Here is a 12,680-nt window from a genome sequence, read left to right as displayed (position 1 = left end):
AGAATTCTTATGTTTTTGCGAGATGGCTATCTCGTTGTTTGGTTCAGAGGTTTGTTGTGGTACAGAGGCGAACTAGCGGACGCTCACCTCTGGCAGCTCGATTGATCTAAACGCTGAGCGATAGAGCAAGTGAAATCAGGATGAACAGGATGATCACGAGTGGAATTGCGAACCTGAGCCACTTGTCGTAAGGCACGCGGCCAATCGCCAGACCACCCATCACAACGGCAAAGGTTGGGTTGAACAGATTCAGAAGACCGCTGGCAGACTGGAAGGCTGTGACCACATACTCAGCTCCTACATTGGAGAAGCCTGCGAGGGGCGCCATGATGGGCATGGAAAGCACAGCCAGACCAGAAGAGGACGGTACGAAGAACGAGAGCACCAGCTCCAGCCAGAACATCACGTTGATGAAGGCAACCTTGCTGAGGCCGCTGACAGCCTGCTCAGACCAGTAAAGGATCGTATCTGTAATGGACCCTGCATCCATCACCACCACGATACCGCGGGCCACGCCGATGATCAGCGCAACACCAAGCAAATCACGTGCACCATCAAGGAAGTTGTCGACAAACTCATGCTCACCCTGCCGCGCGACAATACCCACGAGGATCGAAGCAGCGAGGAACAGGGCGGCCATCTCACCCATCCACCAACCAAGCACCGCAACACCATAGATCAACAGACCGAAGGTGATGACAAAGATTGCCATGATCCAACCATGCTTTGCGGTAAAGTCGGGAATGTCGTCAGTTGAAACGCCTTGCAGGAAGTGCTTTTCGTTATCTTCCTTCATCTCGGCAACGAGGGAATTTGAATGATCTGCTTTCACCTTGGCAGCATACCGCATCACCCAGGCAACACAGACCAGCCAGCCAACGATCAGAATGAGGAAACGTAGACCAATACCGTCGGTAAACGGCACACCCGCTGCGTTGGAGGCAATCACAGTTGCGAATGGATTGATGGTCGAGCCAAGTGTTCCAATCCCGGCCCCAAGCATGATCACGGCAACGCCGGTCATCGAGTCATAACCCGCTCGGATCATCACTGGAATGATGAGGGCATAGAATGCTAGGCTTTCCTCCGCCATCCCATAAATCGTGCCTCCAGCGGCAAAGAAGGCCATCAATATGGGAATCATAAGGTTCTCTCGTCCCTTTAGTCCCGTCATAATCTTGGCAATGCCGGCATCGATTGCCCCTGTGCGTGTGACCACCATCAGGAAGCCGCCGATCACAAGAACAAAGACAGCCACATCAATAGCATTTGCGGTGTAGGAAACAGGGTCATATAGTCCGGCAATAGGAGCCATGAAAACTTCAACTGGACCCTGCGGATTGGCTTCTACCAGATGATAGGTACCGGGAACCGGAACTTCCTTATCAAGCACCGGATTAATGACACGATCGTACTTGCCTGCGGGAACGAACCAAGTTGCAATCGCAACGAGAATGATGAGAGCAAATAGAATTGTAAACGCGGTAGGAAACTTGAACTTCGACATTTGTTTTTCCGCTTAGTTATTTGTCGAATGTAATCATGCTGCCGCTACCTAATATCTATCTAGATACTTGCGTCAACTGATGTTCAGTTTCTTGATTAAAGGGTGTCGCAAACAAAATATTGCGCTACGTCGGGATGTTTTAAAGTAAAGTGTATAAGGTTATTTGGCGTGATCTAATAGAAATTTAAATATCAACCCTTGATAGGGCTCCGCAAGACACTGCAAACCATCCGCTAACACTGAGTGTTGCGTAGCTCATCCATAAAAATCAGTATTGCAGTAGGTTAAGCCTTGTAAAACGCACTCAGAGAAAACTCAGTAGCATGCAAACTAGTTTTTCCGGATCGTAATAAGGAACCGAATGGGTACTCGTCAGATCAGCCCCAATCAGTGAAATTCCTTGAGCTTCCAGCTCCGCCCAATCAAACTCGGCGGCATGCCTCTCATCCGTGACAACAAAGTTGAGCAGCTTATCTGTCGGTGTGTCTTCCCCTGCATCTGCACGTAGATGCTTTAGCAGCGTATCCACGGTTTCATTTGGGCTCATCCCAAACTGCTCAGGATCATTGCCAAGATTAGGAACGTAAACCTTCGGGTTAGGGCTACGCGCAATGGACTTGCCCACGCCTTTAGGCAGAAGGTTCGCAATCAGGCTGCTGTGAAAGCTGCCCGGCGGATAGCAAATCACGTCGGCAGTCTCAATGAGATGCTGCTTCTTCGGCGACACCTCAATCTCCACCGGTTCGCCGCCAGCTAAGGAACGCGTCAGATAAGTCCGCTTGATCTTGCTGGCAATAGGAGCGGTCTCCTTGCCAGTCATATTGTGCTGTCCGACGATGATCTCGCCAGAATCCAGCTCCACAGCAAGGTGCAAACGCGCGTCCACTGTCGCCAGCACTGTGCCAAGCGTGTTCACCAGCTTGGAGAACAGAAAGATGATTGGATCAAGCTTCTGGTTGTTGTTCAGATATCCGCCAGCAAGGATCAGGTTGCCAATGCTTGCCCCACGCAGATCAAAATCAGACGGCATTGCATCATGGAAGAACGCCAGCTGGTGCCGGATGAGGCGACGCATAGGGTTGGGCACCCGTGCAATCAGCTGATCATGCCCTTCCAAAAGGTCAACCAGCTCGCCATGCAACTCGTCAAGTGAGGCAGTCTTTGGAAAGCGATGAGTGAAGAGGCGATAGATCTCAGATTGCCCAAGCACACTCTCGTCCGCCAGCGCAATCAATCGCGAACGCAGATCACCAATCGCGGGCATACCAAACGCATGGCGAAGAACAGCAGAACTCCCACCGCTGTCAAACGGTGTCATCAGGTGGATCGAGTTATGCGTGTATTGCTTGAGAGCACGGGCAGTGGGATTAAGCGCACTACCGCCGCTGAAGAACAGCAGTGCAGGACCAAGCTCCGGCAGACGCTTATAGCGACTGATGCGAACAGGATCTGGAAGTGTGAGACCGCGTGTAACACTAAACTGCTGCATAAACGAACTTGCCCGACTGCGAGAATTCAATTCCTCTTACCATAAGAGATCTATTAGATCGGTTTACGGCTAAATTGTAGATTCAGCCTGACTAAATCAGAAGCATCCCCAACGATCTATCATGAACTCAATAATCTTTAATGCCTCTAAGAAGCATTAAAGTATTTCTCACATTAGATATATCAGTGATTCAGTAAAATCTCTGTCAAATCAAAAATGAATATTCGCTGCTCATGAACCAGAGAGAAGAAAATAAGAGAAAATACCTGTAGTTCTTGTGGGTTTGGTGGGTATTCTTAGTATCTGTATTTGACACCAGCAAATTCAGAGGATGTAAAGCTCTGGAAACAATAAAAATAGAGAGAATAGCATGAGTTCGCAGGCCCAGCCCGTTGCTCAAACACAAGCTCAAGACGCGTTTAAATCCATTCCAAAAGCATTTATGGAATCCGTCGAACGCCTTGCCGATAAACCGGCATATTTCGTGCGTGGCGAAACTGGATGGGATGCAACGAGCTGGACCGAATATGGCGAGCAAGTGCGCAATGCTGCAAAGGCACTTCTCGCGCTGGGCGTAAACCCCGGCGATGCTGTTTGTATTCTGAGCTATAACCGTCCTGAATGGACGATCATGGACGTCGCTGCCATGATGATTGGGGCTGTTCCTACAGGCATCTACTGGACAGCAGCAGCACCGGAAATCAACTATATCCTGCGTCACTCTCAAGGCCGCATCCTGCTTGCTGAGACCAAAGCCCAGCTGAAAGGCATCGGCGAGCAGTCAGAGAACATGCGCCATTTGCGCAAGGTGATCCGTCTGGATGGACGCGTAGAAAACCCAGACCAGTACACCTGGGCAAGCTTCATGTCTCTGGGTGAAAACAGCCCGGGACTGGATGCAGAGCTGGACCAGCGTCTCAACGATATTGCAGCAGAAGACATCGCACTTCAGATCTACACCTCAGGTACAACAGGCCTTCCAAAAGCAGTACAGATCAGCCACCGTGCAATCCGAGCTGAATCTGATGCGCTGAACCTGGCTTTCAAACCAACCCCGGCAGACCGCTATATCTCCTATCTGCCAATGGCACACATTGCAGAACAGTGCGGCACCATCATTCAGGCCTGTGACACTGGCTATCCCGTCTTTTACGCCAAGTCCGTCACCAGCCTTGGCGAACACCTGCCGGAAGTCCGCCCGACTGTAACCTTCGGTGTTCCTCGGATTTTTGAGAAGATCCACGAGAAGGTCGAGAAGCAGCTGAACAAGGAAAAGGGCTTCAAGGGCAAGCTCATCCAATGGTCGCTGCAAACCAGTAAGGATTGGTACGGTCAGACTCTCAACGGCAAATCTGCTGGCTTGGTGCTCAACATCAAGAAGAAGGTCGCCAACCGCCTTGTGCTCGACAAGATTAAGCACAAAATCGGCCTCGACAAGATGCGCATGTTCGTGAGCGGGGGAGCACCAGTCTCTAAGCGTGTCTTGGAAGCCTTCACCGGTTTGGACATCGTGATCCGTGAGGTCTATGGCCAATCTGAAAACTGTGGTGGCGCGACCATCAATATCATTGGTTCAACCCGTCTGGGCTCTGTCGGCAAACCGATGGAAGGCGTCACAATCAAGATAGCAGCAGATGGTGAGATCCTCTGTAAAGCAGGCACAAACTTCTCCGGCTATGCGCATGACCCAGCATCCACCGATGAGGCGCTGCGTGACGGTTGGCTCTACAGTGGCGATATCGGTTATCTCGATAAAGACGGCTACCTATTCATCACGGGTCGCAAAAAAGAGATCATCATCACCTCAGGCGGCAAGAACATCTCCCCGGCATTGCTGGAGCAAGATCTCATGGAACTGCCGATGGTGGAATATGCTGTTGTTGCAGGAAACAACCAGACCTTCCTGAGCGCTCTGATTACAATCGATGGCGTGATGGCACAGCGGTTTGCGACAGAAAACAACATCAAACCGGAAGATGTTCTGAAATCTGATCAGCTGCGCAGTGTCATTCAGGCAGGCATCAACAAAGTGAATGCACGCCACTCACGTGTAGAACGTATCCGCAAGTTTGAAATTTTGCCGGACGGCTTCTCGATCCAGACAGGTGAGCTGACACCAACCCTCAAGATCCGTCGCGCTAAGGTACTGAACAACCACGCTGATGCGCTGGAAAACATCTATAAGCACGACGCTTAATGCAGCTTCTGATGTCAGAAACCCCTTGGTCCAGAGGCATGGTCCAAGGGGCTTCCAAGGGATAAAGCAGGGGCTAAAGCCTACCTACTTTCATCAAGGAACCAGTTTGCTGCATTGTTGTAGCAAATGTCCCTGATCATGCCTCCCGCTAGCTCAAAATCACCCGGAATATGGCCTTTATCCATCCACTCTCCAACGATCTTGCAAAGCAAGCGACGGAAATACTCGTGTCGTGGGAAAGATAGGAACGATCTGCTGTCTGTCAACATGCCGAGGAACTGAGAAAGCAATCCCATCTGTGCAAGTTGTGTCATTTGGCGTTCCATGCCGTCCAGCTGATCGTTGTGCCACCAGCCTGTTCCGGCCTGAACCTTACCGCCCACAGAACCATCCTGGAAGTTTCCAGCAGTTGTCACAACGACTTCGTTCTTCGTTGGATCAAGAGAATAAAGCACAGTGCGTGGCAGGGCTTTTTCACGATCCAGCGTATCAAGGAACTGGTTCAACGGGTTTGCAAGTTCGCGGTCATCGATACCGTCACAACCCACATCTGGTCCCAGTGCTTTAAACATGCGACTGCGGTTGTTTCGTGTTGCGCCAATGTGCATCTGCATCACCCAACCGCGCTTCGCATATTCCTTGCCAAGGAACACCTGAACCGCTGACTGGAAGGCTGTCACATCATCAACGCTCAGCGTTGCGCCGCTTTGCCCTTCTTTAAAGATGCGATCTAACTCTGCAACTGGTGGAACTGAGCAGAACAGCATTGAGTCCAGGCCATGGTCTGCGGCACGACAACCGTGGCGGCCAAAATGATCCAGCCGCATGCTCAACGCTTCCAGAAGGCGTTCATACTTGTCGATATGGAAACCAACGCGCCTGCTGAGCTTCATAATGTAGTCGCCAAATGTCGGCTTATCGATCTTGAAGGCTGGGTCTGGACGGAAGGTTGGGCGCACAACCATAGTTGAGGTTGGGTCCTGAGCGATCATTTTGTGCCAATGCAGATCATCACAAGGATCGTCAGTGGTGCCCAGCATCTTCACGTTCTGCATCTGCAGCAAACCGCGTGCTGAGAACTGTTTGGTCGCCAGTTTCGCGTTGCAAACCTCCCAAACAGTTTCAGCCGATTTGTCAGAGAGGATCACGCCTTCCAGCCCGAAATACCGATACATCTCCAGATGCGTCCAATGGTACAGCGGGTTCCCAAGGAACTTCGGCATTACGGAAGCGTAGGCAAGGAACTTTTCTTTGAAGCTGGTGTCTTTGCCAGTGATCAGGCTCTCGCTGATACCGGCCCACCGCATCGCGCGCCACTTGTAATGATCGCCTTCCAGCCATACGCGGCCAATATCATCAAAGCGGCGGTCCTCAGCAATGGTCTGCGGACACAGGTGGTTGTGATAGTCCACGATCGGCATTTCTGCTGCGTAATCGTGATAAAGTCGTTGTGCGGCTTCTGTCTCGAGGAGGAAGTCTGGTCCAAGAAATGGCTGCATCGTTTTCTGCCCTGAAAGTGGTGGGAGCGACCCTTTGATCTCTCCCTGAAAGTGAGTGCTCGCCCGGCTAGTGCCAGGCAAAACTCCGGGAAATCTAATCTGCCAAATCTGCTACGGCCTGCGCGGCACCTTTTTCTGCCACTGCACGATAGGCGTTGTGAACTGCCTTCTTGAACTCATCGTTAGCAACAAGTTCAGATGGGAACACAGAATCCAACGCAAGCAGAGTATCGACGTAGATTGTCTCGTCAGCGCCATCATTGGCAACGATTGCGGCAAGCTTCTCCTTAAGCGGATCAACCACCTCATAGCTTTCGCCATTACGATCCGCGCGGATGTAGTTCATCCAGCCCCCAATCCCGAGCACCAGATGGCGATAGTTGCCCCCATTGGCCAAATGGAACTTCACGGAGTTCAACCAGCGCTGTGGCATTTTCTGCGTGCCATCGGCTGCAATCTGCCAGGTGCGGTGTTTCAGTTTGGAGTTGGAATAGCGCTTCAGCAATGAGTCTGCATAAGCCACCAGATCCACATCTCCTGGAACATCCAGTGTTGGCAACTGCTCATCCACCATCAGCTTGCGCGCTTCAGCGTAAAACACAGGATCCGCCGCACAATCCGCAATAGTCTCTTTGCCTGCAAGGAAGCCAAGATAGGCGAGGAAGGAGTGAGAACCGTTGAGCGTGCGAAGCTTCATTTCTTCAAATGGCTCCACATCAGCAACCAGTTGTGCTCCAGCAAGCTCCCATTGAGGGCGACCTGCTTTGAAGTTGTCTTCAATAACCCATTGACGGAACGGCTCACAAACGATGCCATTCAGATCAACCTGTCCGCCAAGACTCTCACGGATCAGCTCGCGGGACTCGTCCGTCAGTGCAGGAACAATGCGGTCCACCATGGTGGAAGGGAAGGAGACATTCTCCTCAATCCACGCCGCCAACTCTGCATCCAGCTTCGTAGCAAACTCACGAACCGCGATACCGCAAAGGACACCGTTGTGAGGCAGGTTATCGCAGGACATGACGGTGATCGGGCCATGTCCAAGTGCCCGACGCTTAGCCAGACCCGCAACAATCAATCCAATCGCAGTCTTTGGAACCGAAGGGGAAGAGAGGTCCTGCAGGATCATTGCATTGTCGAGATCCAGTTTCCCGTTTTTAACGCAGTAACCCTTCTCAGTAACTGTCAGTGAAATGACCTTGAGCTGTTCTTCAGCCAAACCATTGATCAGTGCCTCAACACCATCACGCGCCAGATGCTGCGTTTCACACACCGCACCAAGCAGACGAGTGTTCGTACCTTCATCAGCGGTCTCAACCAGTGTGTAGAGGTGATCGTTCTCCTCCAGTTTATCAAACAGATCGGAAGTGCCGAACAGTTCGATCACGCGCATGCCCCAATCACCACCATCGGCAGCAAGTGTCTCATGCAGATGCATAGCAACGTGCGCACGGGCGAAGGCGCCAAAACCAATATGAGCAACGCGTGGCTTCAATGATCCGCGGTCATAAGACGGCACCGAAACATCACTTGGAAGTGCATTGAGATCGAGTTTTTGAAATTCAAAAGTCATAGAAGGTGGGCCTTATCAAAGCTCATTGAGGGAGAAAGAGTGGGTGTCGTTCGAAATCGGCTGCCCGTTCACGACCACAGTCGGAACCAGCGCATTTGGAGAGCGGCCTTTGATGAAGACGGCGAGGTCTCGTTCATCAGTCTTGAGGGAGCCACTGCGGCACAGAGTTAAGGTTTGCTCATCGGAAGTGCTGGAGAGAACCATGTGCAAGGTGCTGTGCTCACCTTCCAGCCACTTATGACTGATGCCATCATCTTCAAATACAGCCAGCTCACGCTTTCCTGTTCCCTGGAATGGGAAGATCGCCAGTGCGTTCAGATCACACTCTGTGGTGTTCTTTGCCGTTGCATTGGCGAGCGGCAGAACAGTGCCAGCCCGCACAAACAGTGGCAGGCGTTCCAGGGGAGCATCAACAACGACTGTCTGTCCGCCTTTGTGATACGCGCCTGTATCGAACTCGTACCATCCGTCGCCATTATCCGGCAGATAAACCGCACGCGTTGTCGCGCCTTGCTCAACCACGGATGCAACCAGCAGATCCTTGCCAAGTAGATAGTCATCCGTCTCGGCAAAGGTGCGCTCATCCCCTTCGTGATCTAGGAAGGTCGGGCGAAGCAGCGGCTCGTCCATCACATGCATGTCGTGCAGCATGGTGTAGAAGTAAGGCATCAGATACTGACGCAGTTGGATCGCATTGCGAATGAGCGGCGTCACTTCCGGATACATCCAGGCTTCATTGACGGTGGCATCATCATTCCACGAATGGATCGTAAAGCGTGGGTGCATCACACCATTCTGAACCCAGCGAGCAAATAGTTCTGGATCAGGACGAGGCCCAGAGAACCCACCAACATCATGACCAACATTGTAAATGCCCGACATGGAAAGCCCGAGGCCCATGCGGATGTTGTATTTCAGGTTGTTCCAGCCCGTCCGGTTGTCGCCTGTCCAAGTCTGAACATAACGCTGCAAGCCCGGGCAGCCACTGCGGGAGATGAGGTAGGGGCGTTCCTCGGGCGCATACTCAACTTGCGCTTCAAAGGATGCACGCATCATAAGGAAGGAATGCAAAGGCCGGATAAGCCCAACTTCGATTTCCTCGCCAAACCCCTGACAACGAGCTGAGAAATCCCAGATCTCATACTCGTTGTTGTCGTTCCAGGTTGAACCGATCCCCCGCTCCAGCAGCTGCTGAGTGACATTCGCCTTCCACCAGCTGACAGTCTCCGGATTGGTAAAGTCGAGGTGAGAACCTTCATCATCCCAGAACAACGATCGCTCCGGCTGATCGGCTTCACTGTCCCGAATAAACAGACCTTTCGCAGCTACATCCTCATACATCGGGTGGTCCTGCAACAGGCACGGCTTGATGTTGGCTGCCAGATGCACACCCGCATCCAGAAACTTAGAAGTCATAGCCTTGGGATCAGGACACTTCTCATAGTTCCAGTTGAACACATAACGTTTCATGCCAATGGATGTGTAGCCGGACGAAAGCTGGAAGCTGTCGCATGGAATAGCGTGTTCCTTGATCAGGTCCACAAAGCCTTCCAGCTGCTCCTGCGCATTGTCAGCATCAGTGTAATACATGGTGGACCCGGAATACCCGAGGCTCCACTTTGGTGGGAAGATGTGCTTGCCTGTCAGCCAAACCTGCGTCTTGGTCACCTCCAACAGGGAAGGGCCGAGCATGAAGTAGTAATCTAGATCGCCATCTTCAGCCCGGTATGATCTGTAAGGCCGATGGTAATTGTCGATCTCGTTTCCCAGATCGAACCAGCAGCTCGCCAGATTATCGTAGAAGACACCATAAGAGATACCGGAGCCGGTACGCGTCAATGTAAATGGCAAATGCTTGTAAAGCGGATCAGTGGTCTCCGCATCATAGCCCATCGCATCCAGATTGCGCATTTCATAGCGACGGCCATTTCGCAAAAGGTTGCCTGCTTTTTCGCCTAGCCCATAAATCCGATCATCCGCAGGCTGACTGAAGAAGTGTGAGTTCTTGTTGTCCTTCATACCCACCATGTAAGCGCCTGTTGGACGCTCACTGGCAATGATTTGATAAGATCCGTCCTCGCTCTTCGCCTCCCAGATAATCTGAAGCGGTGTATTCACGGAGACGCGTAAAGCCTGCGTCTCCAGTACCAGTTTATCCTCCGTAAGCTCCTGCTTGAACTCTGGAAGAGAGAACCCTTCAACAGAAAGACGGGACCGACCTTCAAACGGCATTGGCGTTTCAGCCGGTGTGATGGACCAGGTCCGTCCTTGTCTGAACTCTCCGTTTTTGCGCAAAAGAACCCGAACAAGCTTGTCTTCCAGAACGAACAGAGAGAGCAGGTGCTTGTCATCCACGAGCAAGTCAACTCGGTTCTGTTCGGTCTCTATATAGGACCACTTACGAAGCGTTTTCATTATACTTCAACCAGTTATTGGGTTGTTGTTATGGTTGCTTGGTATCTGTCTGTTATCCGCCATAGCCAAGAATGACGCGTGGCAGGAACAGGCTGATTTCAGGAATGAAGGTCACCAGCATCAGGATGGAGATCACCGCTGCATAGAACGGCAGCATTGGTTTGATCAGATCCTGAATAGCCACCTTGCCCACGGAGCAGCTGATGAACAGCGCACTACCCACTGGCGGTGTGATGATGCCGATGCATAGGTTGTAGGTCATCATGATACCGAAGTGCACAGGATCCATTCCAAGCTCAGTCGCAACAGGTAGAAAGATCGGTGTGAAGATCAGCAGGGCAGGCGTCATATCCATGAAGGTACCAATCACCAGCAGGCAGATGTTGATCACCAGCATGATGATGAATGGATTTTCAGAGACGTTCGCCAGCGCTTCACCAATCGCATACGGAATGTCAGAGAAGGTCATTGCCCAGGACATGCCGATGGAACAGCCAATCAGCAGAAGAACGATGGAACTGGTGATCGCGCTCTCAAGGATGATGGTTGGCAGATCAGAGATCTTCACTTCGCGGTAGATACCAACAGCGAGCAGTAGAGTGTAAACCACTGCGACGGCAGAAGCCTCGGTTGCGGTGAATACACCGCCGATAATACCGCCCATGATGATGAAGATGAGCAGCAATGGCAGGAATGCATCTGCAATCTTGAAGATGATCTCTTTGAAGCTCGGCAGCGGAATCAATGGATAACCGCGTTTCGTCGCAACAATGCCAGCCACAACCATCACACCAAGACCCATCAGAATACCCGGCAGATAACCCGCAACGAACAGCGTTGCGACTGAGGTGCCGCCGGAAATCAGAGAGTACACGATCAGCGTGGAAGAAGGTGGGATCAGCATGCCCGTTGGGCAAGAAGCCGCGTTCACAGCTGCGGAGAAGGCTGGATCATACCCTTCCTTGCGTTGAAGCGGAGACATGATGCCGCCGATTGCAGCTGCAGACGCCACAGCAGAACCGGAAATGGAGCCGAACAACATGTTGGCCAGCACATTGACGTGTGCCAGAGCACCCGGCAACCGACCTCCCACGATCTTCGCCAGCTCAATCAAACGTCGCGCGATGCCGCCGGAGTTCATGATGTTACCAGCAAGGATGAAGAACGGGATCGCCAGCAGCGTGAAGCTGTCCAGGCCACTCGCCATCTTCTGCGAAACAACAAAGAGTGCCTGATCAAAAGAGATCAGAAAGGTAATCGTCGCCGTTGCTGCCAGCCCGATGGCAAAGGAAATCGGCACACCAAGCGTAACCAGAACGCCAAACACACCAAATAGAATAAGACCGCTTTGAAGCTCACTACTTAAAAATTCCATCAGACTTACTCTTATTTAGCAGCAGTATCAGCAGCGTCAGGCATCTGGTCGTTTGGACCTGTACCTGTGCCGTTAACAAGACCAAGGAAGAACTCGACGCAGTAGAACAGCATGATGCCGCCGGAGAACGGGATGGCTGCGTAGATGTAGCCCATTGGAACACGGAGAGCGGGGGAGACCTGCCCGTTGGCGAGCGTCTTCATAACCAGTTGCCCACCGCCATAAAGCATGACGACGCCTGAGAAGAAGGCGATCGCCAGAACGATGAAGTAATCTGAAAGCAGTTTCCGTTTGCCGGTCAGAGAGCCGGTCAGCAGATCAATTGCCAGGTGTCGTCGCATTCCGAGCGTATAGGCCGCACCAATCAGGCCGATCCACATAAACATGAAACGAGCGAGTTCATCGGTCACTGTGCTTGGGGTTCCAAGAACGTATCTCGAGAAAACCTGCCAAACCACACACACCACGAGCACCACAAAAACCGACACGGTGACGGCCTTCAGGATCGTGTTAACTATTTTGGTCAGCGCTTGCATTTTAACTCCCTAATCTAGGTGAGGGCGCGGGCTTAGTATGCAGAAAGAATCTGCAGTGGGCGACCAATTTCTCCTGAGGGGTTGTTCAG

General features: G+C 51.9%; 8 protein-coding genes. 1 reads left to right on the top strand and 7 read right to left on the bottom strand.

Annotated features, from left to right (window positions below; genetic code table 11):
- Nucleotides 1-106: 106 nt before the first annotated feature.
- Both AC3CB2_RS16110 and AC3CB2_RS16105 read right to left on the bottom strand, forming a co-directional pair.
- On the bottom strand, nt 107-1,507 hold the full coding sequence (locus AC3CB2_RS16110) for a YfcC family protein (protein ID WP_352934296.1): 1,401 nt from the start codon (nt 1,505-1,507) through the stop codon (nt 107-109).
- A 304-nt stretch (nt 1,508-1,811) separates the two neighbouring features.
- Nucleotides 1,812-2,996, bottom strand: coding sequence for a GAK system CofD-like protein (locus tag AC3CB2_RS16105; RefSeq protein ID WP_352934294.1), 1,185 nt, complete (start codon nt 2,994-2,996; stop codon nt 1,812-1,814).
- Between the two features lie 370 nt (nt 2,997-3,366).
- Here AC3CB2_RS16105 and AC3CB2_RS16100 point away from each other — a divergent pair, with 370 nt between their 5' ends.
- Complete coding sequence (locus tag AC3CB2_RS16100; RefSeq protein ID WP_352934292.1) at nt 3,367-5,193, top strand: AMP-dependent synthetase/ligase; 1,827 nt, start codon at nt 3,367-3,369, stop codon at nt 5,191-5,193.
- 80 nt (nt 5,194-5,273) lie between these two features.
- Here AC3CB2_RS16100 and uxaC read toward each other — a convergent pair whose 3' ends face one another.
- From uxaC to AC3CB2_RS16075, 5 genes are all read right to left on the bottom strand, one after another.
- Nucleotides 5,274-6,692, bottom strand: a complete 1,419-nt coding sequence (gene uxaC, locus AC3CB2_RS16095) for a glucuronate isomerase (protein WP_352934290.1) — start codon at nt 6,690-6,692, stop codon at nt 5,274-5,276.
- A 94-nt stretch (nt 6,693-6,786) separates the two neighbouring features.
- Nucleotides 6,787-8,265, bottom strand: coding sequence for a mannitol dehydrogenase family protein (locus AC3CB2_RS16090; RefSeq protein ID WP_352934288.1), 1,479 nt, complete (start codon nt 8,263-8,265; stop codon nt 6,787-6,789).
- A 15-nt stretch (nt 8,266-8,280) separates the two neighbouring features.
- Complete coding sequence (locus tag AC3CB2_RS16085) at nt 8,281-10,680, bottom strand: glycoside hydrolase family 31 protein (protein ID WP_352934286.1); 2,400 nt, start codon at nt 10,678-10,680, stop codon at nt 8,281-8,283.
- Nucleotides 10,681-10,732: 52 nt separating this feature from the next.
- Complete coding sequence (locus AC3CB2_RS16080) at nt 10,733-12,055, bottom strand: TRAP transporter large permease (protein WP_352934284.1); 1,323 nt, start codon at nt 12,053-12,055, stop codon at nt 10,733-10,735.
- An 11-nt stretch (nt 12,056-12,066) separates the two neighbouring features.
- Nucleotides 12,067-12,591, bottom strand: coding sequence for a TRAP transporter small permease (locus AC3CB2_RS16075; RefSeq protein ID WP_014284108.1), 525 nt, complete (start codon nt 12,589-12,591; stop codon nt 12,067-12,069).
- Nucleotides 12,592-12,680 lie beyond the last annotated feature (89 nt).

The sequence above is a fragment of the Pseudovibrio sp. SCP20 genome (assembly GCF_057774105.1).
Note: the sequence above shows the minus strand (reverse complement) of the source record. Positions and strands in the feature narration are given on the sequence as shown.

What these genes read in the sequence shown, in the direction of transcription:
- AC3CB2_RS16100 (WP_352934292.1), top strand. Translation starts at nt 3,367, where the DNA reads ATGAGTTCGCAGGCCCAGCCCGTTGCTCAAACACAAGCTCAAGACGCG.
- AC3CB2_RS16110 (WP_352934296.1), bottom strand. Translation starts at nt 1,507, where the DNA reads ATGTCGAAGTTCAAGTTTCCTACCGCGTTTACAATTCTATTTGCTCTC.
- uxaC (WP_352934290.1), bottom strand. Translation starts at nt 6,692, where the DNA reads ATGCAGCCATTTCTTGGACCAGACTTCCTCCTCGAGACAGAAGCCGCA.
- AC3CB2_RS16085 (WP_352934286.1), bottom strand. Translation starts at nt 10,680, where the DNA reads ATGAAAACGCTTCGTAAGTGGTCCTATATAGAGACCGAACAGAACCGA.
- AC3CB2_RS16105 (WP_352934294.1), bottom strand. Translation starts at nt 2,996, where the DNA reads ATGCAGCAGTTTAGTGTTACACGCGGTCTCACACTTCCAGATCCTGTT.
- AC3CB2_RS16075 (WP_014284108.1), bottom strand. Translation starts at nt 12,591, where the DNA reads ATGCAAGCGCTGACCAAAATAGTTAACACGATCCTGAAGGCCGTCACC.
- AC3CB2_RS16080 (WP_352934284.1), bottom strand. Translation starts at nt 12,055, where the DNA reads ATGGAATTTTTAAGTAGTGAGCTTCAAAGCGGTCTTATTCTATTTGGT.
- AC3CB2_RS16090 (WP_352934288.1), bottom strand. Translation starts at nt 8,265, where the DNA reads ATGACTTTTGAATTTCAAAAACTCGATCTCAATGCACTTCCAAGTGAT.